General features: G+C 72.6%; 22 protein-coding genes. 10 read left to right on the top strand and 12 right to left on the bottom strand.

The window, feature by feature from the left end; translation table 11 throughout:
- Positions 1-7: 7 nt before the first annotated feature.
- Positions 8-997, top strand: a complete 990-nt coding sequence (locus AC068B_RS02300; RefSeq protein ID WP_478668436.1) for an aldose epimerase family protein — start codon at positions 8-10, stop codon at positions 995-997.
- Between the two features lie 36 nt (positions 998-1,033).
- Here AC068B_RS02300 and AC068B_RS02305 read toward each other — a convergent pair whose 3' ends face one another.
- A complete protein-coding gene (locus tag AC068B_RS02305) occupies positions 1,034-3,520 on the bottom strand; it encodes a glycoside hydrolase family 3 protein (protein WP_478668437.1) in 2,487 nt (828 codons plus the stop codon).
- Positions 3,521-3,689: 169 nt separating this feature from the next.
- Between AC068B_RS02305 and AC068B_RS02310 the strand changes: the two genes are divergently transcribed.
- Positions 3,690-4,310, top strand: a complete 621-nt coding sequence (locus tag AC068B_RS02310; RefSeq protein WP_478668439.1) for a TetR/AcrR family transcriptional regulator — start codon at positions 3,690-3,692, stop codon at positions 4,308-4,310.
- Here AC068B_RS02310 and AC068B_RS02315 read toward each other — a convergent pair.
- Both AC068B_RS02315 and AC068B_RS02320 read right to left on the bottom strand, forming a co-directional pair.
- Positions 4,230-4,628: a RidA family protein gene (locus tag AC068B_RS02315; RefSeq protein ID WP_478668440.1), complete on the bottom strand. Its 399-nt coding sequence runs from the start codon at positions 4,626-4,628 to the stop codon at positions 4,230-4,232. The two genes, AC068B_RS02310 and AC068B_RS02315, sit on opposite strands and share 81 nt — an antisense overlap.
- Before the next feature lie 16 nt (positions 4,629-4,644).
- On the bottom strand, positions 4,645-5,463 hold the full coding sequence (locus AC068B_RS02320) for an NAD(P)-dependent oxidoreductase (protein ID WP_478668442.1): 819 nt from the start codon (positions 5,461-5,463) through the stop codon (positions 4,645-4,647).
- 58 nt (positions 5,464-5,521) lie between these two features.
- On the opposite strand from AC068B_RS02320, the gene AC068B_RS02325 reads away from it, so the two are divergent.
- A complete protein-coding gene (locus tag AC068B_RS02325; RefSeq protein WP_478668443.1) occupies positions 5,522-6,502 on the top strand; it encodes a LysR family transcriptional regulator in 981 nt (326 codons plus the stop codon).
- On the opposite strand, the gene AC068B_RS02330 is transcribed toward AC068B_RS02325, so the two are convergent.
- Positions 6,499-7,122, bottom strand: coding sequence for a GNAT family N-acetyltransferase (locus tag AC068B_RS02330; protein ID WP_478668444.1), 624 nt, complete (start codon positions 7,120-7,122; stop codon positions 6,499-6,501). The two genes, AC068B_RS02325 and AC068B_RS02330, sit on opposite strands and share 4 nt — an antisense overlap.
- Positions 7,123-7,252: 130 nt before the next feature.
- On the opposite strand from AC068B_RS02330, the gene AC068B_RS02335 reads away from it, so the two are divergent.
- Positions 7,253-8,146, top strand: coding sequence for an aminoglycoside phosphotransferase family protein (locus AC068B_RS02335; protein WP_478669217.1), 894 nt, complete (start codon positions 7,253-7,255; stop codon positions 8,144-8,146).
- On the opposite strand, the gene AC068B_RS02340 is transcribed toward AC068B_RS02335, so the two are convergent.
- Complete coding sequence (locus tag AC068B_RS02340) at positions 8,136-8,765, bottom strand: LysE family transporter (protein WP_478668446.1); 630 nt, start codon at positions 8,763-8,765, stop codon at positions 8,136-8,138. The genes AC068B_RS02335 and AC068B_RS02340 overlap by 11 nt on opposite strands.
- A 154-nt stretch (positions 8,766-8,919) precedes the next feature.
- A complete protein-coding gene (locus AC068B_RS02345; protein ID WP_478668448.1) occupies positions 8,920-9,516 on the bottom strand; it encodes a TetR/AcrR family transcriptional regulator in 597 nt (198 codons plus the stop codon).
- A 123-nt stretch (positions 9,517-9,639) separates the two neighbouring features.
- Between AC068B_RS02345 and AC068B_RS02350 the strand changes: the two genes are divergently transcribed.
- Positions 9,640-9,912 carry a hypothetical protein gene (locus AC068B_RS02350; protein ID WP_478668450.1) on the top strand — a complete coding sequence of 91 codons (273 nt, stop codon included), beginning with the start codon at positions 9,640-9,642 and terminating at the stop codon, positions 9,910-9,912.
- Positions 9,913-9,981: 69 nt separating this feature from the next.
- Positions 9,982-11,244: a pyroglutamyl-peptidase I gene (locus AC068B_RS02355; RefSeq protein ID WP_478668451.1), complete on the top strand. Its 1,263-nt coding sequence runs from the start codon at positions 9,982-9,984 to the stop codon at positions 11,242-11,244.
- Here AC068B_RS02355 and AC068B_RS02360 read toward each other — a convergent pair.
- Positions 11,202-12,041: an EI24 domain-containing protein gene (locus AC068B_RS02360; RefSeq protein WP_478668453.1), complete on the bottom strand. Its 840-nt coding sequence runs from the start codon at positions 12,039-12,041 to the stop codon at positions 11,202-11,204. The two genes, AC068B_RS02355 and AC068B_RS02360, sit on opposite strands and share 43 nt — an antisense overlap.
- A 139-nt stretch (positions 12,042-12,180) precedes the next feature.
- Between AC068B_RS02360 and AC068B_RS02365 the strand changes: the two genes are divergently transcribed.
- Positions 12,181-14,760 (top strand): M14 family zinc carboxypeptidase, encoded by a 2,580-nt coding sequence (locus AC068B_RS02365; protein WP_478668454.1) that lies wholly within the window; start codon positions 12,181-12,183, stop codon positions 14,758-14,760.
- Positions 14,761-14,847: 87 nt separating this feature from the next.
- A complete protein-coding gene (locus AC068B_RS02370; protein WP_478668456.1) occupies positions 14,848-16,008 on the top strand; it encodes a serine hydrolase domain-containing protein in 1,161 nt (386 codons plus the stop codon).
- A 76-nt stretch (positions 16,009-16,084) separates the two neighbouring features.
- Here the strand turns inward: AC068B_RS02370 and AC068B_RS02375 are convergent, their stop codons facing one another.
- Together AC068B_RS02375 and AC068B_RS02380 are read right to left on the bottom strand one after the other, a co-directional pair.
- Entirely contained in the window at positions 16,085-16,513 is a 429-nt protein-coding gene (locus tag AC068B_RS02375; RefSeq protein WP_055553766.1) for an organic hydroperoxide resistance protein, read from the bottom strand.
- Positions 16,514-16,611: 98 nt separating this feature from the next.
- Positions 16,612-17,643: an NADP-dependent oxidoreductase gene (locus AC068B_RS02380; protein WP_478668457.1), complete on the bottom strand. Its 1,032-nt coding sequence runs from the start codon at positions 17,641-17,643 to the stop codon at positions 16,612-16,614.
- A gap of 129 nt (positions 17,644-17,772) precedes the next feature.
- On the opposite strand from AC068B_RS02380, the gene AC068B_RS02385 reads away from it, so the two are divergent.
- Complete coding sequence (locus tag AC068B_RS02385) at positions 17,773-18,225, top strand: MarR family winged helix-turn-helix transcriptional regulator (RefSeq protein WP_478668459.1); 453 nt, start codon at positions 17,773-17,775, stop codon at positions 18,223-18,225.
- Between the two features lie 48 nt (positions 18,226-18,273).
- Here the strand turns inward: AC068B_RS02385 and AC068B_RS02390 are convergent, their stop codons facing one another.
- The 3 genes from AC068B_RS02390 to AC068B_RS02400 all read right to left on the bottom strand — a co-directional run bounded on the left by AC068B_RS02390 (position 18,274) and on the right by AC068B_RS02400 (position 20,731).
- Positions 18,274-18,993: an SCO2400 family protein gene (locus AC068B_RS02390; RefSeq protein WP_478668460.1), complete on the bottom strand. Its 720-nt coding sequence runs from the start codon at positions 18,991-18,993 to the stop codon at positions 18,274-18,276.
- Positions 18,994-19,120: 127 nt separating this feature from the next.
- A complete protein-coding gene (locus AC068B_RS02395; RefSeq protein ID WP_478669219.1) occupies positions 19,121-20,323 on the bottom strand; it encodes a PucR-like N-terminal domain-containing protein in 1,203 nt (400 codons plus the stop codon).
- 255 nt (positions 20,324-20,578) lie between these two features.
- Complete coding sequence (locus AC068B_RS02400; protein ID WP_167355687.1) at positions 20,579-20,731, bottom strand: hypothetical protein; 153 nt, start codon at positions 20,729-20,731, stop codon at positions 20,579-20,581.
- A gap of 229 nt (positions 20,732-20,960) precedes the next feature.
- Here AC068B_RS02400 and pgfA point away from each other — a divergent pair, with 229 nt between their 5' ends.
- Positions 20,961-21,995 (top strand): cell envelope lipid trafficking protein PgfA, encoded by a 1,035-nt coding sequence (gene pgfA / locus AC068B_RS02405; RefSeq protein WP_478668462.1) that lies wholly within the window; start codon positions 20,961-20,963, stop codon positions 21,993-21,995.
- Positions 21,996-22,127 lie beyond the last annotated feature (132 nt).

Genomic DNA, 22,127 nt, shown 5'->3' on the forward strand with positions numbered 1-22,127 from the left:
CTCGATCATGCGTAGTGAACTCTTCGGGACGCTTCCCGACGGCAGCCCCGTCCACCGCTGGACGCTGGAGCGGGCCGGGGTGCGGGTACGCGTCCTGACGTACGGCGGGATCGTGCAGTCGGCGCAAGTGCCCGACCGTTCCGGGCGTGTCGCGTCGGTGGCGCTGGGGTTCGAGGATCTTGCGGGGTATCTGGCGCATCCGGGGCCCTACTTCGGTGCGCTGGTCGGGCGGTACGCGAACCGGATCGCGGGCGGCTCCTTCGAGGTCGACGGGCGTGCGTACCGCCTCGCGCGGAACAACGGATCCAACGCGCTGCACGGCGGCGAGCGCGGCTTCGACAAGCACGTCTGGGACGCGGAGCCCGCCGACGGACACGGGGTGCGACTCTCGCGGGTCTCCCCCGACGGCGAGGAGGGCTATCCCGGGCGGCTCGCGGTCTCGGTGACGTACGCGCTGGACGAGGCGGGGTCGCTGCGGATCGCGTACGAGGCGACGACGGACGCGCCGACCGTCGTGAACCTCACCAACCACACGTACTGGAACCTCGCGGGGGCAGGGACCGGGACCGCGCTCGGGCACGAGGTACGGATCGCCGCCTCCCGCACCACCCCGGTGGACGGTGGCGGGATTCCCACCGGGGAGTACGCGGACGTGGCGGGGACGCGGTGCGACTTCCGCACGGCACGTGAGGTCGGCCCCGGCTTCGACCACAACTACGTGCTCGACAAGGGGGTCACCGCGGAGCCGGTCGAGGTGGCCCAGCTGAGTGACCCCGGCTCCGGCCGGGTGCTGACCGTCTCGACGACGGAGCCGGGGCTGCAGCTCTACACGGCGGACCACTTCGCGCCGGACCTGCCGTTCGCGCCGGGCGGCGGGATCGCGCTGGAGACACAGCACTTCCCCGACTCCCCGAACCGGCCGCGGTTCCCGGTGACGGAGCTGCGGCCGGGCGGGGTGTACGCCTCGGAGACGGTGTACGGCTTCTCCTCGCGCTAGCGCGGTCCGCGGGCCCTCTACGGCCCCCCGGGCCCCTCAGGCGATGAGCGTCTCGGTCAGCCGTCGGTCGGCCACCGAGCGGCCCGCCTGGACCTCGTACGTGCCGCTCCGGTACGTCCAGGAGTCCGTGCCCTCGTCCCAGGTCTCGAAGGCCCTGCGCGGGAGTTCCACGGTCACCTCGGCCGTCTCGCCCGGCGCCGCCACCGTGCTCGCGAACCCGGCGAGCCAGCGGGCCGGGCGGCCGGGGTCGCCGGTTGCGGGGGCCAGATAGACCTGGACGACCTCGCGGCCCGTGCGGTCCCCGGTGTTGCGGACGCGGATCGTGGCCGTCGTGCCCTCGACGGTCAGCGACTCGTACGTCCAGTCGGTGTAGCCGAGGCCGTGCCCGAAGGGGTAGGAGGGCGTGGCGCCCGCCTTCTCCCAGGCGCGGTAGCCGATGAACACACCCTCGGCATAGGCGAGTTCGCCCTCTTCGGGCGTGGTGGCGGTGACGGGGGCGGCGGCCAGGTCGCCCCAGGTGGTGGGGAGGCGGCCGCCGGGCTCCTCGGCGCCGAGCAGCACGTCGGCGAGGGCCGCGCCGCCCTCCTGGCCGGGGAACCAGCCGAGCAGGACGGCCGCGACGTCGTCCCGCCAGGGCAGCTCCACCGGTGAGCCGGAGTTGACGACGACCACGGTCTTCGGGTTGGCGGCGGCCACGGCACGGACCAGGTCGTCCTGGCGGCCGGGCAGCCGCAGGTCGCGGCGGTCGAAGCCCTCGGACTCGACGCGTTCGGTGGTGCCGACGACCAAGACGGCGGTGTCGGCGGCGCGGGCGGCCTCGACGGCCTCGGCGATCAGCTCGTCGGGGTCGCGCCTCGGGCCGAGGTGGACGAGGGAGAACACGACGCCCTGCAGCGGGGCCTCGAAGTCCTTGCCGAGCGGGTGGCGCATGGCGATCTCGACGGGTTCACCTGCGGTGAGCCGCACCCTGCCGCGCTCGACGGGCGAGCCGAAGAACGCCTCGAAGGGGTCGGACGCGGAGCCCATCTCCTGGACGCCGTCGTACAGGGTCTCGCCGCCGACGGTGAGGGTGAAGGCGCCGAGGCCGCTCGTGCCGAAGACGTGCTCGCCGCTCTCGCGCGGGGTGAAGGTGCCGACCACGTCGACGGCCGCCAGGGTCTCGTGAGTGACGCCCTCGGGCAGGTCGTCGCCGATCCACTGGACGTGTCCGGAGGGGAGGTTGCCCTCGCCGAGGACGGCGCCCGTGGCGTCGCGGCAGATCGCGCGGAGCGCGAACCCCTTGTCGGCTGCGGCGAGTTCGTCGCTGGGGTCGGCGCCGACGGCGTACGTGAGCGCGCCCTCGGGCAGAGCGGCGGTCAGGCCGTCGAGCGGGGAGACGACGTGGGCGGGGAAGACGGTGGCGGAGCCGCCGCCGAGGATGCGGGCGTCGCGGGCGGCGGCGCCGATGAGGGCGACGGTGCCCGCGCCCACGCCGCTGCCGTCGGGGCTCAGCGGGAGGGCCCGGTTCTCGTTGCGCACGAGGACGAAGGCGCGGCGGGCGATCTCGCGGGCCAGGGCCTCGCCGTCCGTCCGCGCCGGGAGGTTCCGCGGGGCGACGACCGGCTCGGCGCCTTCGAGGACGCCGACGCGGGCGGCGAGCCGCAGGACGTTGCGGACGGCCGCGTCGACGCTCTCCTCGGTGACCTCGCCCGCGCGGACGGCGGCGGCGAGCGGCTCTCCGTAGACGGTCCGCGGCCCCGGCATGGCGACGTCGAGGCCGCCCTCGATGTCGCCGGTGGTGGAGCGGGCGGCCATCCAGTCGGAGACGTTGTAGCCGTCGAAGCCCCATTCGCCGCGCAGGACCTCGCCGACGAGGTGGCGGTGCTCGGTCATGGTCACGCCGTTGACCTGGTTGTACGCGGTCATGATGCCCCACGGGTGGGCGCCCGCGACGATGGCTTCGAAGGGCGCCAGGTAGAGCTCGCGCAGGGCGCGCGGGGGCACCTTGTTGTCGACGGTGAAGCGGTCGGTCTCGGCGTCGTTGGCGACGAAGTGCTTGACGGTCGTGCCGACGCCGCCGGACTGCACGCCCCGCACATAGCCGGTGCCAATGACGCCGGTCAGGTACGGGTCCTCGCTGTACGCCTCGAAGTGGCGGCCGCCCAGCGGGGAGCGGTGGAGGTTGACGGTGGGGGCGAGCAGGACGTGCACGCCCTTGCGGCGGGCCTCCTGCGCGAGCAGGACACCGGCGCGGCGGGCCAGGTCCTGGTCCCAGGTGGCGGCGAGCGCGGTCGGGGACGGCAGCGCGACGGACGGGTCGTCGGCGGTCCAGCGCACGCCGCGCACGCCGACCGGGCCGTCGGACATCACCAGGGACCGGAGGCCGATCTCCGGCAGGGCGTGCAGGGCCCACATGTTCCGGCCGCCCAGGAGGCGGGCCTTGGCGTCGAGATCGAGCTTGCCGAGTGCGGCCTCGACGGCCGCCTCGCGCGCCTGCTCCTGCTCCTCGTACTGCCGCTGCTCGGTGGGCTGGGTCTCCGCCATGGCGGTGCCTCCTCGTTCCGTCCGTCTCGTGCCGTTCCGCGCCGGTCCTCCCATCGTGCATCGGCTACCTGTAGAGAGGTAGGTTTCGTTATCCTGTCGTTATCCATGGTCTGTGTTCGAAGATGTCGTACGGTCCTCCGAGCGAGGACGTAGGGAAGGGGTGCGGGCCATGGCGGCCAGGGCCAGGAGCGAGGAGCGGCGCGCGGAGATCCTCCGGGCGGCGTTCGAGGTGATCGCCGAGCGCGGCTACCGGGGCGCGAGCCTCGGGGCGGTCGCCGAGCGGGTCGGGCTCACCCAGCAGGGTCTGCTGCACTACTTCCCCACCAAGGAGGCGCTGCTGGTCGCCGTCCTGGAGGCGCGCGACCAGTGGGACGCGGTGCCGCGCGGCGAGTGGCGCCTGGATCTGCTCGGCTCACTGGTCGAGTACAACGTGATGCGCCCCGGCATCGTGCAGACCTTCTCCGCCCTGCTCGGCGAGAGCGTTACGGACGGGCACCCCGCCCGTGCCTTCTTCACGAAGCGGTACGAGGCGGTGCGCGAGAACTTCGCGGCGGTGCTGCGCGCCGAGTACGGCGACCGGCTGCCGGGCGGGCTCACCCCGGAGGCCGCCGCGCCACTGATGGTGGCGGCGATGGACGGCCTGCAGTACCAGTGGCTGCTCGCCCCCGACGCGGTGGACATGCCGGGGGCGTTCAGGGACTTCCTGCGGCTACTGGGCGGCGGCTCCCCCGGTGCCGACGGCGGCGACGACCTCGACCTCGACCAGCGCCCGCGGCGGGACGAGCCGTGAGACCGCGACGGTGGTGCTGGTGGGCGGGGTCCCGGTGAGGAACTCCTTGCGCACGGCCGCGTAGTCGGCGAAGCCGTCCATGTCCGTCAGATACGTACGGATGTTGATGATGTCGTCGAGCCCGGCGCCGTGCGCCTTGAGCAGCAGCGCCAGAGCCTCGAAGACACCGCGGGACTGGGCGGCCATGCCGTCCCCTTCCGCGCACTGGCCGGAGACGTACAACAGGACGCCCCCGTCGGCGTGTTCGACGCGGGCGACCTGCGAGTAGGGGCCGAAGGGCTGCGGGGCTCCGGCGGGGTTGTCGATGGATATCTGCATGTCTGTTCCGTTCTCCTCAGCTGTCGCGGCGGGCGCGGATGTGGGTGACGGCGCGGGCGACGTCCTCGTGGACGACGTCGGGATCGGCGGCGGCCGCCTGGAAGTGACCCAACACGGCCTCCATAGCGGGCAGTTGTGTGGTTTGCGTCGCGAGGGAGACGTCCTTGACGGCGAGGTCGCTGCCGAAGTGCACGTCGGTGGCGAAGGCACGGGCGACGGCGCCGCCGAGCGGACCCCCGGCGAGGGCTCCCCTGGCGGTGTCCTCGTCCAGGCCGAGCGCGTCGGCGAGCTTCATCGCCTCGGCGACCAGGGCCACGCCGCCGATGACGGCGGTGTTGACGACGAGCTTGAGCGCGGCCCCGGAGCCGAGGGCGCCGGTGCGGGTGACCGGGCCGAACCGGGCGAGTACGTGCTCCACGCCGGCCGCGTCGCCGCCCGCCAGGATGCCGAGCCGCCCCGCGGCGGCCTTGTCCGTGCTGCCCATGACGGGGGCGTCGACGAGGGTCACGCCGTCCGGGACGCGGCCCGCCAACTCCCGTACGACTTCAGGCCCGACGGTCGACATCTCCACCCAGTACGCGCCGGGGCGCAGCGCGGGGACCACGGCGTCCGCGACACCCCGCACGGCGTCGGGCCCGGCGAGCATCGTGATGACGACGTCGGCCCCGCGCACGGCGTCGGCGGGGCTCGCGGCGGCCGTGGCCCCCTCCGCGACGAGGGCGTCGGCCTTCTCGGGGGTGCGGTTCCAGACGCTCAAGGGATGCCCGGCCGCCAGCAGGTGACGGGCCATCGGCTCGCCCATGTGCCCCAGGCCGAGGAATGCGATCTTTTCCATGCGTCCGACGCTAGGCCCGGCCGCGCGATGCGACAAGCGAATGTCTAGCATGCGACCCATGCCGAACCCGCATGCCGCACACCGCCCCCACGGCTCTGACAGCGCCCCGCCCGAGCTGTCGACCGTCTGGCTCCGGACCTTCCTGGACGTGGCCCGGCACGGGTCGTTCACGGTGGCCGCGCGGGAACTGGGGTGGACGCAGTCCGCCGTGTCGCGGCAGATCGCCGCACTGGAGGCGGCGCTCGGCGGGGCGCCGCTCTTCGACCGGCTGCCGCGCGGGGTGCGGCCGACGGCGCAGGGCCGGGCGCTGCTGCCGCACGCGGAGGAGCTGCTGGCCCGACTAGGCTCCATGGGGCGGGAGTTGGCGGCCCTTCGGGACGCGGCGGGCGGGCTGCTGCGGGTCGGGGCGTTCGCGACGGCGGACGCGGGGCTCGTGCCGCGGGCCATCGCCGCCTTCCGCTCCCGGCACCCCGGGGTGACCCTCACTCGCGAGGAGGGCCTGACGCCCGCGCTCTTGTCCCGGCTCGCGGAGGGCGAGCTCGATCTGGCGGTGGTGTCGGCGACGGGCGGCACCCTGCCGAGCCCGCCCGGCCCCGGCGAGGCGTACGAGCTGCACCACCTGCTCGACGAGACGCTCTACGTCGCGCTGCCCGCGGGACACGCGCTGGCGGGCGAGCCCGAGCTGCGGCTCCACCGGCTCGCCGCGGAGGACTGGATCTCCGGCAGCTCCCGCATCGAGGGCTCCCTGCTCGACCCGGCGCTGCGGCACGGCTTCCGGCCGCGTGTCGCGCACGTCGTCGCGGAGTGGACGGCGAAGCAGGGGTATGTGGCGGCCGGGCTCGGCGTGGCCCTCGTCCCCGCGCTGGCGGCGGAGGGGGTGCGGCAGGACATCGTGCTGGTGCCGGTACGGGACGAGGGGGTGCCCCCGCGCGCGGTGTACGCGGCGACGGCGCGGGGCCGCGTACCGGCGCCCGCGGTACGGCCGTTCCTGGGCGCGCTTCGGGGGGCGGCGCGGGGGCTGGGGCCGCGCGACGACTAGGGCTTGTCCACGCGGACGTGCAGGTGGCCTTCCCCCGGATAGTCGGGCGGGAAGGGCGGCAGTACGGAGTGGAGGGCGTACCCGGACTTCTGGGCGACGCGGCAGGAGCCCTCGTTGGCGGCGGCGTGGAGGAGTTCCAGGCGTCCTGGCACCGTCAGGGGCAGGGAGGCGAACGCCCAGCGGGAGACGGCTTCGAGGGCGCGCGGGGCCACGCCTCTGCCCCGGGCCTCGGGGGCGGTCCAGTAGCCGACTTCCGAGGCGGCGCCGGGGCGTGAGCTGTCGGGGGCGATTTTGAGGACGACGTTGCCTATGGGGCGGTCGTGTTCGGTGGTGGTGGCATCGGCTTCGGTTCCGGCTTCTTCGGTTCCGGTTTCGGTTTCGGTTTCGGTTTCGGTCACCGCGAAGCTGAAGAACGTGCCTGCCGCCCACGCCTCGTGCTGCTCCTCGACCCAGCGGTGCGCGTCCGCCGCGCTCTCCAGATGCAGCACGAGCCAGCGGCGCAGGTCCGGGTCGCGGTGGGCCGCGAGGAGGGCGGGGACGTCGCGGGCGGTCCAGGGGCGGAGCGTCAACCCCGGTCTGCCGGGGGCTGGTTCGACGGTCGGGTTCACGGCCATGGTCATCCGGATGTGGCTTCTTCCCGAGAGGTGCACCGAATTCTGTTCGACCGACCCTACGTAAACGGATACGGTCCGGGTCCGCGGTTCGGGCCCGAGGCCCGGTGGACGAGGGAGAAATGTGAGTACGGGGAAGATGCACGCCGACGAGGCCGACATCGACGAGGCGCTGGTCCGTCGGCTGGTCGAGGACCAGTTCCCGGCGTGGGCCGGGCTGTCCGTGGAGCGTGTGGACTCCGCGGGGACGTCCAACGCGATGTACCGGCTCGGCGCGGACATGGTGGTGCGGCTGCCGAGGCTGTCCGGCTCCGTCGAGGACGTCGAGCGGGAGCACCGGTGGCTGCGCGGCCTTGCGGCGGCGCTCCCCGTACCCGTACCCGCGCCGCTCGGCATGGGCGGTCCCGGCGAGGGCTACCCGTACCCGTGGTCCGTCTTCCGGTGGCTCGACGGCGAGACGCCCGTCGCGGGGCGGCCGCTCGCCGAACCCGCCCTGTTCGCCGAGGACATGGCTGCGTTCGTCACCGCCCTGCGCGAGGTCGACCCGACCGGCGCCCCCGTCTCCTACCGCGGCGATCCCCTGGCGTCGCGCGACTCCGCCACGCGCGAGGTCATCGCCGGGTTGCGTGGGGTCGTCGACGTCGACGCCGTCACGGAGGTGTGGGACGCCGCGCTGCGCGCCGCCCCGTGGCAGGGTCCCGGCGTCTGGGTGCACGGGGACCTCCAGCCGGGGAACGTGCTGGTCCACGAGGGGCGGCTCGGTGCCGTCATCGACTTCGAGTGCATGGGTACGGCCGATCCCGCCGTCGACCTGATCGCCGCGTGGTACATGATGGACGCCGAGGCCCGACCCGTCTTCCGTACTGCCCTCGGACCAGCCGTCGACGACGACATGTGGGCGCGCGGGCAGGGCTGGGCGCTCACGATCGCCCTCATGGAACTCTCGTACTACCAGGAGACGAACCCGGTGATGGCCGACACCGCGCGGTGCGTGATCGGGCGGCTCACGGGGCCCGCCGACGTCAGGCGCTGAGCAGCAAGTGGGCCGCCAAGCCCGTGATCAGCGCGCTCGACGCCAGCGCGGTGGCCAGTCGGCCCCTGCGACCCGTGAGGGCCCGGCCCAACAGCGCGCCGCCGCCCGCCAGGAGCAGTTGCCAGCTCGCGGACGCCACGAAGGCGGCCAGCGCGAACACCGCCTGCTCCGCGCGCGTCAGCGATGCCGTGGCCGGACTGCCGAGGACGAGCGCGGCGAAGTAGATGACGGTGGCGGGGTTCAGGAGGGTGAGGCCCAGCAGGGCGGCGTACGCGCGGGCGGGGCCGACGGGGACGCCCGTCCCGACGGTGGCGGCGTCACGTCCGCGGTACTCGCGGACCGCCGTCACCGCGCCGCGTGCCGCCATCGCGACGAGCACCAGGACCGAGGCCCAGCGCAGCGGCGCCATGACCGGCTCGACCACGTCGGTGAGCGAGGCGCCGCCGAGTGCGGCGACCAGTGCGTAGAGTCCGTCGGCTGTCGCCACGCCCAATGCGGCGCAGGCGCCTGTCTTGAGGGTCGTCCGTGCGGTGAGCGCCACGAGGTAGGCGCCTATGGCGCCCACTGGCATGGCTATGCCGTAACCGGCCAGCAGGCCCGCGATCGTGATCGCGCTCATGTGTTGAGCCTAGGGCCCGGGCTGTTGCTCTGCGGTGTCCTGCTGGGTAGGGGCCTCGAGACCGCCGCTTCGCGGCGGATGTTTCCCGCCCACCCGTTTGCCCCGCAACGCCTAGTGGGAGTAGGGACGATGCCCCCTGCGGGTCGGCCTCGGGCTAAGCGGTCAATCTCTCCGTATACCCCCTCAACACCCCCCGCGCCGCCCCCGGCGCAAGATGTCCCACCAGAACCTCCGCCGTGAGGCCGTCCGTCAAGGCCACCAGGATGCGGGCCTCCGTCGGTGCGTCCAGGTCGGGGCGCAGTTCGCCCGCGGTGCGGCCGTACTCAAGGAGCCAGACGAGGAGTTCGTAGAGCTTGGCGTACGTGTCCCGCAGCACCCCCGCCAGCTCCTCGCTCACCGCCGCATGCGCGACGAACGCCCCCCAGACCTGCGCCTCCGTCCTGTCCTCGGGCTCGACGAGCGCGAGCGCGGACAGGGTCCGGTCCAGCAGCGTCACGGCCGACTCCGGGGCGTCCGACGCCTCGATGCGGGCCTTCGCGCGGTCCCCGATGCGTTCCGAGATGCCCTCCAGGGCGAAGAGCAGCATCTCGTCCTTCGTACGGAAGCAGCGCTGCACCGCCCCCATCGACACCCCGGCCTCCGTGGCCACGTCCCGCAGGCTGACGGACTCCATCCCGGAGCGGGCGATCAGCAGGCAGACCGCTTCGGCGATACGGCTCCGTCGGTCCTCGTAGTCGACCTGCTTGGGCATGTTGGGGGCGCCTTCCTATTCGATGCGGTTGCATCATATCCCGTTGGCGTGCATGATCTGATGCGACCGCATCGAAAAAATGTGACGCCCACGAGGCCTCGCGATCGGGGAGATGAGATACGCATGACCGGCCGGACTCAAGCTCAGAACCAGGCACAGCCCCAGCCCAGGCCCAAGAAGTCCTCCGGCGGGCTTCTTGCTCTCTTCGGCGCCATCCTGCTCGTGCAGGGCTTCGGCTCCGCGATCACCGAGTCGGGGTGGGACACCTCGTTCGGGGTCTCCGCCGTGCTGCGGGAGGCGGGGGCGCCTGCCTGGGTGGATCTGGTGGTCGGCGCGGTCGGCTGCGCGCTGCTCGCCGCGGCGGCCCGCGCCCGGATGCTGCACAGCGCGAAGTAGCGAGCCGTAGCGCTCGACCCTCCCGTCCCGCGATACTTCCGCCACCTCACCCGTCACGGAAGGACTCGCGTGCTCTCACGAATTGGCGCCCTCGGCGTCGCCGCCCTGCTGACCGGGCTCGGTGTCCCGGCGTCCGCATCCGCCGCCCCGGCCGGGCACACGGCCTCCGCCACCGCCCCCACCACCGAGGAGGCGCGACTCGACCGCGCCGCCCCGCAGGAGATCCTGGGGCGCAGCGGATTCGACTCCGTCGCACCGGAGTTCGCCGGCGCGCTGGGGAAGGTCCGCTCCTACAACCAGGCGCGGCGGCTGGTCGTACGCGAAGGTCAGTCGCTGTGGCGGCGGGCCGTCGAGCGGGCCCAGGGCAAGCAGCAGACGGGCCTCAGCAAGGACGACGACCGGCCGCTGTACTGGGCCCGGCTCGGGATGACGCGCGAGCTGCGGCAGTGGGAGCCGAATCGGTTCTCCCTCAGCCAGCACCAGCGGGACCGGCTCATGGGCGCCTTGGAGCGGTCCTCCCGCGGCCAGGACACCGTCGACCACCGCCCCGGAAAGCAAGGGAACCGGCACGTCAAGCGCATCCTCGTCACCGGGTTCGACCCCTTCACCCTCGACCGCGACGTCCGCATCAGCAATCCGTCGGGCGCCGCCGCCCTCGCCCTGGACGGCACGACGATCCGGACCGCCGACGGGCCCGCGCGCGTCGAGGCGGTCGTCTTCCCGGTCCGCTGGGAGGACTTCGCCGACGGCGCCGTGGAGCGGGCGCTGCGCCCGTACCTGCCCCGCGTCGACCTCTTCACCACCATCAGCCAGGGCCGCGTCGGCAAGTTCGACATCGAGCGGACCAACGGCGCCTGGCGCGGCGGCTTCGGCGACAACGAGAACCTGTCACGCACCGGGATCGTGCCGGTGAGCGATCCCGCCACGCAGCCCCAGTGGACGTCGACGACACTCCCGTACAAGGAGATCGTGGCCGCGAAGACCGGGCGCTTCCCGGTGTACGACAACACGTCGGTGACCGAGATACCGGCGGGCGGCAGCGAGCCCGTGGTCCGGCCCGACGGTCCCACCGAGGGTTCGGCGGCGCGTGCGGGCGGCGGCGGGGACTACCTGTCGAACGAGATCGCCTACCGCGCCACCCTGCTGCGGGACCGGCTCGGGCTGCACGACCGGCTGCCCGGCGGTCATGTCCACACGCCGGTCCTGCAGTTCGGCGCGGGGAACACCGATCCGGCGACGGGCGACGTCACCGACCCCGAGTTCGTGCGGAACCGGCTCGACATCATCGCTCAGGTGCGGGGGATCCTCGGGGTCGCCGCGTCGTCGTCCTGACCGCCGACGGCGGTGCGTGAGCCGTCACCGGCGGTGCGTGAGCCGTCGCCGTCCGAGCCGTTCTCGCCCAGCAGGTCCCGTGTCATCAGCGTCGCGCCCGCGACCGCCCCCGGCATCAGGAACACGGCGACGAACGGCACCAGGAAGGCGACGGCCAGCGGCGTCCCGAAGCCCCAGGCGAGCCGCTTGCGGGAGCGCAGCAGGGCGAGCCGCTCGCGGAGTTCGATGCCGCGGCGCTGCATCGCGACCGCGGCGAGCTCCTCGGCGAGGAAGAAGCCGGTCACACAGAAGCCGATCACCGGGACGACGGTCTGGCCGACGACCGGGATGAAGCCGAGCGCGAAGAGCAGCACGCCCCAGACCAGCGCGCGCACCACGATGCGCAGGCTGTCCCGCGCGGAGATCCACAGGTCGCGCCAGAGCGGCAGGCCCGACTCGGGGGCGTGGCCGCACTCGGAGATGTCGACCTGCTCGGAGAGCGATTCGTAGAAGGGGTCCCCGATGAGCAGGGTCACCGCGGTGAAGGTGATGACGGAGAGCAGCAGCGCGAGAGCGAAGAGCAGGGCCGTCAGGAAGCCGCGGAAGAGGCCGAGCCAGGGCGAGGACCAGTCGTCGGCGAACGGCGTGGCCCAGCCGACGAGATCGATGCCCCACAGGGCGAGCGAGACGAGCGCCGCCGCGTAGAGGACGAGCGTGATGAGGCCGGGCAGCAGCCCCCATCCGTACTGCTTGCCGTGCTGGGCGACCCAGCGCTGCCCCTTCATCAAGTAGCCGAAGCCCACACCCAGATCGCGCATGCGGCACACCTTAGCCGCAGGTCGCCGGGGGTTTGTTCAAGATCGTGTGCCGGGACCGTCACAGCCGGGACGCAAGGCCCTCTTGTTGAACGGGTGTTGAACCGGTAAGACCTCGCGTACCGATCTTCCGGAGGTACGTATGGGTATATCCCGGCCATCCAGACCCGTTCTGCTCACCACCGCGGCCACCGCGAGCGCACTGGTCCTCACCGCGCTCGTCCCGGGCAGCGCGACCGCCGATCCGACGCCGCGCCCGGTCACCCGCGAGGGCTCGCCGCTCGACGCCGACCGGGCCGCCAGAGCCCCGGAGGCCGCCGCCGAACGCGCCCTCGGCGACGCGCGGTCCGGAGCCGCGGGGCTCGGCGGCGACAAGGGCCGCGGTTATCCGCGCGAGCGGAAGCTCGACCTGCCCCCGGAGAACCCTGCCGACAAGTCGATAAAACTGGGGCTGACGCCGTACCACGGCATCGCCCCGAAGCTGAACGACCTGCAGCGCGTCGGCGACCGCGTGAGCGTGGAACTCGCGGGCCGTTCGGCGGGCGGGCACCAGCTCTACCTCGTGACCGTCACCGCGCCCGAGTCCGCGCGCGAGACGGCCCGGCAGGAGCGGATGCGCGAGCGGATCGAGAACGCGCCCGCGGCCGCCGCGAAGGACGACGCGATCAAGTCCTCGTACAAGACGCCCGTCTTCATCAACAACAACATCCACGGCAACGAGTGGGAGGGCACCGACGCGGCCCTGAAGCTCATCGGGAAGCTCGCGAAGGCCGAGGACAAGAAGAGCCGGGACCTGCTCGCGCACAACCGCCTCTACTTCAACGTCACCACCAACCCCGACGGCCGCATCGCGGGCACCCGCGCCAACGCCAACGGCTTCGACCTGAACCGCGACTTCATCACCGCCTCGCAGCCCGAGGCCCGCGCGGTCCGGCAGATCGCCATCGCCAAGCAGCCCGCGGTCATGATCGACCTGCACGGCTATGTGAACGGCACGCTGATCGAGCCGACCACTCCCCCGCACGGCGAGAACTACGAGTACGACCTCTTCCTGAAGAACTCCTACGCCAACGCGCTGGGCATGGAGGCCGCCGTCAACGGCCTCGGGTACACGGAGGCGAAGGACGGCGTGAAGCCCGCCGTCATCCCCTTCCGCGACCAGAAGGAGGGCTGGGACGACTGGCCGCCGATCTTCACCCCGCAGTACATGCCGTTCCACGGGGCGGTGGCCACGCACACCATCGAGTTCCCGATGCAGGTGAACAACGAGGAGTACGAGACCCAGCCGGTCGCCGAGCTGCGGCGCAGGGCCAGGATCAACACGGACATCGCGGGCGCCGCGATGCGTGCCACCCTTGACTACACCGACCGGCACCGCACCTCGGTGATCGCCGACCAGATCGAGGTCTTCCGGCGGGGCGCGACGGGTGCGAAGCAGGTGCCGGTGTCGGAGGAGACCGTGCCGGGCGTGCCCGGGATCGGCCCCGAGGACGTGTACACCACCGAGTTCCCGCGGGCGTACGTGATTCCGGCGGGCGGGCGCGGCCAGCGTTCCGCCGCGGCGGCGGCGCGGCTCGTGGACCATCTGGTCGCCAACGACGTGCGCGTGGAGCGGGCGGGCAAGGCGTTCCGGCTCGGCGGGCGGACGTATCCGAAGGGCTCGTACGTCGTCGACATGCACCAGCCCAAGCGGGGCCTGGCCAATGTGATGCTGGCCGACGGGCGGGACATCAGCGACAAGGTGTCGACGATGTACGACATCTCGGGCTGGAGCCTCGGGCGGCTGTGGGGCGCGAGCGTGGTCTCCGTCAAGAGCGGTGACCTGGACGGCGTGCACGGCCGCGCGGTGCACGCGGCGTCCCGCGTCGGGTACGTGGCGCCGCGCGGGAACCTGCGCCTGCGCCTCGACGACCCGCGCGAGATCGCTGCCCTCAACTCCCTGCTCGCGGAGGGTGTTTCGGTGCGCCGCGACCGGGACGGGAGCGCCGTCGTGCCGTCCTCCGCGCGCCGTGCCGCGGCCGCCGCGGCGAAGAAGTACGACGTCGCCTTCGACGCCACGAAGGCGAAGGGCGGCGCGGCCCTGCACCGGACGCGGGTCGCCGCGGCCGTCACGCCGGGCGAGCTGTTCGCGCTGCGGGAGATGAACTTCGAGGTGGTGCCCGTGTCGACCGCCGTGCTCAACTCCGGCTTCGACTGGAAGAAGGCGGACGCGCTCTTCGTCTCGGCCGGGCTGGACCGGAGCGAGCTGAACGCGGCGGCCAAGGACCGGCTCGACCGGTTCCTCGCCAGGGGCGGCGGCCTGGTCGGGCGGGGCGCGGCCGGTGCCGCGCTCAACGCCGACGCCGGGCTGCTCGCCGTCAAGGCCGTCGGGGGCAACGACGACGCGAACGGCGTGGTCCGCGTGGTGAACGCGGGCGGCACGGTCACGGGCGGGGCGCCGGACCACGGCTTCGTCTACTCGCCGTCGTGGTTCACCGACCTCGGCGCCGGTGTGCGCGTGGAGCAGAAGTACGGCACCGGCAACCCGCTGGTGTCCGGGCACTGGCGGGCCGCGGAGGACGGCACGGGAGGGCCCGCGGACGCCGCGGGCCGCGCGGCGGTCGTCAGCGGGTCGGACGGGGCCACGGACGTGGTGCTGTTCGGCACGGAGCCGCTCTTCCGCGACCACCCGAAGGGGATGTTCCCTCAGGTCGGGCGGGCGCTGCTGAGCGTCGGCCGGTAACGGGAATGCGCGCCGGGGGCGCGGCGGTTGATCACGTCACAGACACACAGACCATGACATCACCGCGCCCCCGGAGGTCCCGCCGCCATGACCCGTGAGATCCGAGTGCAGGGAACGGTCGCCGACGGGTACGAGGCGGTGCGCGAGGAGTTCACCGCCGTGCTCGCGAACGAACTGCCCGAGTACGAGGGGCAGTTGGCCGCCCATGTGCGGGGCCGCAAGGTCGTCGACCTGTGGGTGGGCCCGGACGTCACCGGCGAGAGCCTCTACGGCGTCTACTCCTCCACCAAGGGCGCCGCCCACCTCGTCGTGGCCCTGCTCGTGCAGGACGGGGTCCTGGACCTGGACCGGGCGGTCGCCCACTACTGGCCGGAGTTCGCGGCGGAGGGCAAGGGCGCGGTGACCCTGCGGGAGTTGCTCGCGCACCGCGCGGGTGTCCCCGGCGCCGGCTCCGGCTTCTCGCCCGAGGAGATCGCCGACGACCGGGTGATCGCCGCGCGTCTTGCCGCGCAGCGCCCCTTCTGGCGCCCGGGCACCGCCTTCGGCTACCACGCCCTCTCCATCGGCGCCCTCGCCGGAGAGGTGGTGTTCCGGGCCACCGGGCGGACGCTGCAAGAGGTGTACGAGGAGCGGGTGCGCGCCCCGTACGGGCTCGACTTCTTCCTGGGGCTGCCCGAGGAGCACGAGGGCCGGTTCCGCTCCGTGCGGCCGATGGCGCCCACGCCCGAGCAGGCGGCCCTGCTCGACGCGCTGCCGCCGCAGCCGCAGAGCCTCGGCTCCATCGCCTTCAACCGCCACACCGCGCAGCCCACCGATCTGGAGGCGATGCCCAACTCCCGCCGCCTGCGCGCCAAGGGGCCCGCTTCGGCCGGTGGCGTCGCGTCCGCGCGGGGCCTCGCCGGGATGTACGCGGCGGCGGTCACCGGCATCGAGGGCCGCGAGGCGCTGCTCAAGGCGGACACGGTCGCCGAGTTCGGGCAGATCCAGTCGGTCGGCCACGACCTGGTGGCGGGGGCCTTCAAGGCGTTCGCCGTCGGCTTCCAGGCGACGTCGGTGGCCGTCTACCCGTTCCTGGGCGCGGGCACCATCGGGCACAGCGGCGCGGGCGGCTCGCAGGCGTTCGCCGATCCGCGCAGCGGGCTCGCCTACGGCTACACGCGGCGGCGGTTCGCGTTCCCCGGCGGCCCCGCCGTGGAGAACGAGCGGCTGGTCCGTGCGGTCCACGAGGCGGCGCTCGCGGCGGGCTGAGCCGCGCACGATCCGCGCACGCGTGAGGGCCGCCCCCTGGAGCGGGGTGCGGCCCTCACGTACGTACGGCCTGTGGTCAGGCGGCCGAGACCTCGACCTTGATGTTGCCGCGCGTGGCGTTCGAGTAGGGGCACACCTGGTGCGCCTTCTCGACCAGGGACTGCGCGGTGGCCGCGTCCACGTTCGGGATGGCGGCCGTGATCACGACCTCCAGGCCGAAGCCACCGGCCTCGTTCTGGCCGATGCCGACCTTGGCGGTCACGGTCGAGCCGGAGATGTCGGCGTTCTCCTTGCGGGCGACCACACCGAGGGCGCCCTGGAAGCAGGCACTGTAACCGGCGGCGAAGAGCTGCTCGGGGTTGGTGCCCGCGCCGCTGCCGCCCATCTCCTTCGGCGGGTTCACGACGACGTCGAGCTTGCCGTCGTCGCTGGCCACACGGCCATCGCGGCCGTTCTCCGCGGTGGCTACGGCGGTGTACTTGACGTCGATCTTCTGGATGGACATAACTGCCTTTTCCTCCTGAGATGTGACGTGGTGCGCGCCCACAACCACGGTTTGTGGAATTAGGTTATCGGATACCGGAAGTGAACCGGTGGGGCTGTTCAGCCGAGGGAGACGATCATCTTTCCGGTGTTCTCGCCGCGGAGCATGCCCAGGAAGGCCTCCACGCCGTTCTCCACGCCCTCGACGACCGTCTCGCGGTACTTGAGCTCGCCGGAGCGGATCCAGCCGCCGACCTCGCGGACGAACTCGGGCTGCAGCGCCGCGTGGTCCTGCACGAGCATGCCCTGCAGCCGCAGGCGCTTGCCGATGACCATGGCGAGGTTGCGCGGGGCGGGGGTCGGCTCGGTGTCGTTGTAGCCCGCGATCATGCCGCAGATGGTGACGCGGCCGTGCACGTTGAGGCGGCTGATGGCGGCCTCCAGGTGCTCCCCGCCGACGTTGTCGAAGTAGACGTCGATGCCGTCGGGGGCCGCCTCCTTGAGCTGCTCGGCGACGGACTTCTCGTCCTTGTAGTTGAAGGCCGCGTCGAAGCCGTACTCCTCGACGAGCAGCTTCACCTTGTCGTCCGAACCGGCCGAGCCGACGACGCGCGAGGCGCCCTTCAGCTTGGCGATCTGGCCGACCTGGCCGCCGACCGCACCGGCCGCGCCGGAGACGAAGACGGCGTCGCCCTCCTTGAAGGAGGCCACTTCGAGCAGTCCGGCGTACGCGGTCAGGCCCGTCATGCCGAGCACTCCGAGGTAGGCGGAGAGCGGCGCGGCCTGCGGGTCGACCTTGGTGGCGTGCTGGGCGGGCACGGAGGCGTACTCGCGCCACCCGGCGAAGTGCAGGACGTGGTCGCCCACCGCGAAGCCCTCGACGTTCGACGCGACGACCTCGCCGACCGCGCCGCCCTCCATGGGGCGGTCGAGCTGGAACGGCGGCACGTACGACTTCACGTCGTTCATCCGGCCCCGCATGTACGGGTCCACGGAGAAGTGCAGGTTGCGCACCAGGACGCGACCCTCGGCCGGGGCCTCCACCGGGACCTCGCGCAGCGCGAAGTCCTCCGGGACCGGCCAGCCGGACGGGCGACGCACGAGGTGCCATTCGCGGCCGACGGAGGGGAGCTGCTCGGGGGTGACGGTCATGGGGGCGTCCTCCTACTGCGTGCGGGCTGTTGTGTGCCAGCGCCAGGGTTGCGAAAAATGCTTGAGGTTGTAAAACAACCATGCTCCTGAATATTTCATGATGTCAAGTAAACGGGTAACCTGGTGAGCATGGCCACCAGTAGCTCCAGCGCCCCCACCCCCCGCACCGACCCGCTGACACTCGAAGTCGTCGAGCTGATCGGCACGGTCGTGGCGCGCTACTACGAGGAGTACGAGGAGGCGGCCGCCGAGCACGCGCTGACCGGCGCACAGGCCCGTGTCCTCGGGCTGCTCTCCCTCGAACCTATGCCCATGCGCCGCATCGCGCAGAAGCTGAAGTGCGAGCCGTCGAACATCACGGGGATCGTCGACCGCCTGGAGGCGCGCGGCCTCGTCGAGCGGCGCCCCGACGCGGCCGACCGGCGCGTGAAGCTGGCGGCGCCCACACCGGAGGGCGTCGAGGTCGCCCGCGGCCTGCGGGAGTCGCTGAACTTCGCGCGCGAGCCGCTGGCGGAGCTCTCGCGCGAGGAGCGGCTCGCGCTGCGGGGGCTGCTGCGCAGGATGCTGGGCGAAGAGATCTGACTCCTGGCCCGGCTCATCCGACCCCTTGCCCGGCTCAAAGGCAGGCCCTTACGTGCACCACCACAGGAAGCGGTCGCACGTCTCGGTCGGGGTCGGCTCCGGGGGCTTCGTCGGCTTCGGGTCGTCGGCGGGGGGCGGGGGTGTGGAGCCGGGCGTTCCGGGGGTGTCGTCCTGGGGCGGGGGCGTGGTGGAGGTCGGGGTGCCGGGGCCTTCGTCGCCCTCGCCACCCTCCTGTCCCTGCTCGTCCTCGCTGTCGCCGTCGCCGCTTTCGTCCCGCTTCTTCTTGTCCTTACCGTCCTTCTCGTCCTTCTGGTCGGCGTCCCGTGACTCCTCCGCCGTCGGACGCGCCGACGTGGCCGCCGCGTCCTCGGCCGTCGCGCCGCCTCCGCCGGTGCCTTCCGGGTCCGTCGGGCGGGCCGCGGAGGGATCCTCCGTGCCGCCGTCCGGCGCGGACGCGGCGGCGGGGTCCTCGGAGGCGCCTTCGGTGCCGAGCTCGGCGAGGCTCAGGCCGCCCGCCGCGAGCGCGAGTCCCGCGGTCACGAAGAGGATCTTGCGCCGCCTGCGGCGGTGCGCCCTGCGGGTGCGCTCCTTGCGGCGGGCGCGAGTGCGCGGGGACGACTCCTCGTACGCGTCGTCGTAGGCGTCGGGCTCCTCCTGCGACGCGGCGGCGGACTGCGCGTACTCCCGGCAGGCGTCGGCCGGGGTTCCGCACCCCGGGCAGGCGAGGGCGCCGTTGAGGTGCCTGCGGCACGGGTGGCAGTAGTCCATGAGGCATGGAGGCTAGGTGCCTCGCCCGTAACAGCGGAAGCCGGGGCTGTGAAAGTTGTGTGCGGAATCGAAAGGTCCGGTCGGTTCCGGGCGTGGCGCTTGCGCACGCCACGCCCCGCCGCACCTCTCACGCCCTGCCCAGCTGCCCCCTCAACCGACGGGCCCGCAGCACCAGTTCCAGTTCGAAGCGGCGGTCCGGATCGTCCACCTCGTCACCCCAGAGCTCCCTGATCTGGCGCAGGCGGTAGCGGACCGTCTGCGGGTGGACGCCCAGGCGGGCCGCCACCTCGGGGGCGCCGCCACGGGTCTCCAGCCAGGCGAGGAGGGTCTCGGCGAGGCGGCGGCCGTGGGCGGGGCCGCAGTGCTCCAGGGGGGCGAGGCAGCGGCGGGCCAGGTCCTCGATGAGCTCCTCCGGCTGCAGCAGCACCAGCGCCTCGGTGTGTTCCGTGCAGTGCAGGACCTCACCGGAGGGCAGCAGTCCGCGCTCCATCAGGCGCACCGCCGCCTCCGCCCAGCGCAGCGACTTCGCGGCGTCGGCGAGGGCCACGGGCGGGCCGATGGCGCCCGACCAGCCGGTCATGGCGCGGCGCAGGAGCTCGGGGCGTCCGGCCGCGTCGGGGTCGGGCACGACCATGCGGGGCTGCTCGGCCTCCATGTCGAGCAGGACGCCCTCGCCGACGGCGGGCGCGACGGCTTCCCGCGCGGGGCGCAGCAGGACGCCGACAGCGACGCGTTCGGGCAGTTGCCAGCCGACGCGGGCGGCGCGCTCGCCAAGGCCGTTGCCGAGGGCGGCGGCGCCGGACGCGGAGCCCGAGCCGGAGCCCGGCCCGTGCGACGCCCCCGAGCCGGTGTCGGACCGCCGGTCGGACAGCAGCAGCTCCATCAACTTGCGCTGCAGCCTGAGCCGTTCGCCTGCCTCGCGGGCCGCCGCCTCCGCGTATCCGCGCACGGACTGGTCGACGAGGCCGTCCAGGTACTCGAAGCCCGACTCGGCGAGTTCGTACATGGCCGGTGGCGGGATCTCTATCTGCTGGCCGATCTCGGCGAGGCGGCGCCAGGCGAGGCGCACGCCGAGGCGGTAGATCGCCTGGAGCGAGTCGAGGCTGCGGCCGTGCAGGCCCTCGCCGCGGCCGAACTCCTGGAAGACCTCCAGGTGGTAGCGGGGCCGCCCCTCCTGGGACGCCAGTTGCTGGACGAAGCCCTCCAGGGCGCGGCGGATGCCGATCAGCGCCATCGGCTCGCCCGAGTCGTCGAGGACGACGGGCAGGCCGGGGTATTCGGCGCGGATCTCGCGCAGGATGTCCTGGGCGAGAGCGGGCACCTCCTCCATGGCGAGCGCGGCGAACTCCCGCACCTGCCGGGGCGGTACGTCGCGCCAGGCGGAGCGGAAGGGGGGCCTGGCCTCCGGCGGCGGATCACCGGCGGGGCGGCCGTCCGGGGCGTCGGCGGCATCGGCTGATTGCACGGCTTCGACGGCCCCGACGGATTCGGCGGCTTCGGCAGCATCCGGAGTCCGGCCGTCCGGAAACCCGCCGTCAGCCGTCAGGTCGTCGGACGCCTGGGCGTGGGTGGCGGCCACGGTCGCTCACTGCCCCCGCGCCGGCGCCTCGTAATGCACGAGCGGCGTATTGGGCTGGTCCGGGGTGGCGTCGAGGAGCGCAACGATGCCGAGCGCCGCGCCCACGGCGAGGAGCGCCGCGGCGGCGACGGTGAGTGAAGCGGCGAGCAGTCGATGCATTGCGAGGGTCAGCCTCTCTGTCGGAGGTCGTCCCCACCCTGGTCGCGCAAGTCCCTCGGCCGGTGGTGAAGCCCCGGCCACGAAGCGCTGGTCGCACAGCCCGTGCCGGCCCCGTCCGGCAAGTCCTCAGTCTCTGCAATGCATTGACACTTCGTCAAGGGTGCGCCTACGGTTCCCGGCCCATACGGCTCGGTAACACTTCTCCCGCCCTCAGCCCAGGAGTGACCTCATGCGCCGCACCGCCTCTCCTCTGTCGCTGATCCTGCTCGGGCTTGGCGCGTTTCTTCTGGTCCTCGCACCGATGCTGGCCTGGTACGTCGAGCCACGCGCGAAACGCACGCCCGTGGATGTCGACATCACGACCGTTTTCAAAGGCAAGGGAAGCTATTTCGACACCGAGAAGATCAAGACGGTCCACGACAAGGACCTCACCATCACCCGCCAGGTGCGCGGCGACGTGGCCGACAGCGAGGACAGCGGGCGCGCGGTCTGGGACGTGTCCACGTCCGTCGATCCGGACAAGTCGCTGCCCGCGGCCGACCCGCACGACTCGCTCCAGTGGACGCTGGAGCGCTGGGTCACCGACCGCAAGACGAACGCGCCGGTGCACTGCTGCGGCGAGGAGCCGTACTTCGAGGGCGAGGCCTATCTGAAGTTCCCCTTCGACGTGGAGAAGCGGTCCTACCGCTGGTGGGACAACACCCTGGGCGCGACCGTGCCGCTCACCTACAAGGGCACCAAGAAGATCCAGGGTTACGAGGGTTACCGCTTCACGGGCACGGTGAAGGCCACCAAGACGGGCACGCGTCAGGTGCCGGGGCGGATGGTCGGACAGCCGCGGAAGAGCCAGGTCATCGCGGACGAGTACTACGCCAACCACGGCATCGAGCTCGTCGCGGACCAGCGCACCGGCCGGATCATCTATGCCGCGATCGGCCCCCGCAAGACGCTGCGGGCGCCGGGCTCGGACAAGGACGCGACGGTACTGCTCGACAGCGACCGGATCGCGTTCACGCCGGACACCCAGAGGGCTCAGGTGAAGCTCGCCGACGACGACAGCAGTCGGCTTGAACTGGTCGGCGAGACGCTTCCGGTCGGTGCGGGCGTGCTCGGCGGGGTACTCGCGGTGGCGGGAACCGTCCTCCTCGTACGCGGGCGTCATGGCGACGGGGCGAACGGTTCGGGACGGCACGGCAAATCCGCGGAGCCGGGGAGTCCGAATCCGGACACGTCACCGACCGCCCTGCAACCCACCACGATGTGATGAGACGTCAGCTGTTGAAAGCGCAGAAATTATCACTTCAGTGAGTAGCCCCGCGGTACGGGGCGGCGAAAACTATCCACCCCACCCACGCACAGTCCCCGCACCGCCCGAGCACAACCCCCGCACCACCCA

The organism is Streptomyces sp. NPDC042371, assembly GCF_056437465.1.

Excerpts from the sequence above, each read along its gene's own strand:
- AC068B_RS02300 (WP_478668436.1), top strand. The coding sequence starts at position 8 with ATGCGTAGTGAACTCTTCGGGACGCTTCCCGACGGCAGCCCCGTCCAC.
- AC068B_RS02305 (WP_478668437.1), bottom strand. The coding sequence starts at position 3,520 with ATGGCGGAGACCCAGCCCACCGAGCAGCGGCAGTACGAGGAGCAGGAG.
- AC068B_RS02310 (WP_478668439.1), top strand. The coding sequence starts at position 3,690 with ATGGCGGCCAGGGCCAGGAGCGAGGAGCGGCGCGCGGAGATCCTCCGG.
- AC068B_RS02315 (WP_478668440.1), bottom strand. The coding sequence starts at position 4,628 with ATGCAGATATCCATCGACAACCCCGCCGGAGCCCCGCAGCCCTTCGGC.
- AC068B_RS02320 (WP_478668442.1), bottom strand. The coding sequence starts at position 5,463 with ATGGAAAAGATCGCATTCCTCGGCCTGGGGCACATGGGCGAGCCGATG.
- AC068B_RS02325 (WP_478668443.1), top strand. The coding sequence starts at position 5,522 with ATGCCGAACCCGCATGCCGCACACCGCCCCCACGGCTCTGACAGCGCC.
- AC068B_RS02330 (WP_478668444.1), bottom strand. The coding sequence starts at position 7,122 with ATGACCATGGCCGTGAACCCGACCGTCGAACCAGCCCCCGGCAGACCG.
- AC068B_RS02335 (WP_478669217.1), top strand. The coding sequence starts at position 7,253 with ATGCACGCCGACGAGGCCGACATCGACGAGGCGCTGGTCCGTCGGCTG.
- AC068B_RS02340 (WP_478668446.1), bottom strand. The coding sequence starts at position 8,765 with ATGAGCGCGATCACGATCGCGGGCCTGCTGGCCGGTTACGGCATAGCC.
- AC068B_RS02345 (WP_478668448.1), bottom strand. The coding sequence starts at position 9,516 with ATGCCCAAGCAGGTCGACTACGAGGACCGACGGAGCCGTATCGCCGAA.
- AC068B_RS02350 (WP_478668450.1), top strand. The coding sequence starts at position 9,640 with ATGACCGGCCGGACTCAAGCTCAGAACCAGGCACAGCCCCAGCCCAGG.
- AC068B_RS02360 (WP_478668453.1), bottom strand. The coding sequence starts at position 12,041 with ATGCGCGATCTGGGTGTGGGCTTCGGCTACTTGATGAAGGGGCAGCGC.
- AC068B_RS02365 (WP_478668454.1), top strand. The coding sequence starts at position 12,181 with ATGGGTATATCCCGGCCATCCAGACCCGTTCTGCTCACCACCGCGGCC.
- AC068B_RS02370 (WP_478668456.1), top strand. The coding sequence starts at position 14,848 with ATGACCCGTGAGATCCGAGTGCAGGGAACGGTCGCCGACGGGTACGAG.
- AC068B_RS02375 (WP_055553766.1), bottom strand. The coding sequence starts at position 16,513 with ATGTCCATCCAGAAGATCGACGTCAAGTACACCGCCGTAGCCACCGCG.
- AC068B_RS02380 (WP_478668457.1), bottom strand. The coding sequence starts at position 17,643 with ATGACCGTCACCCCCGAGCAGCTCCCCTCCGTCGGCCGCGAATGGCAC.
- AC068B_RS02385 (WP_478668459.1), top strand. The coding sequence starts at position 17,773 with ATGGCCACCAGTAGCTCCAGCGCCCCCACCCCCCGCACCGACCCGCTG.
- AC068B_RS02390 (WP_478668460.1), bottom strand. The coding sequence starts at position 18,993 with ATGGACTACTGCCACCCGTGCCGCAGGCACCTCAACGGCGCCCTCGCC.
- AC068B_RS02395 (WP_478669219.1), bottom strand. The coding sequence starts at position 20,323 with ATGGAGGAGGTGCCCGCTCTCGCCCAGGACATCCTGCGCGAGATCCGC.
- AC068B_RS02400 (WP_167355687.1), bottom strand. The coding sequence starts at position 20,731 with ATGCATCGACTGCTCGCCGCTTCACTCACCGTCGCCGCCGCGGCGCTC.
- pgfA (WP_478668462.1), top strand. The coding sequence starts at position 20,961 with ATGCGCCGCACCGCCTCTCCTCTGTCGCTGATCCTGCTCGGGCTTGGC.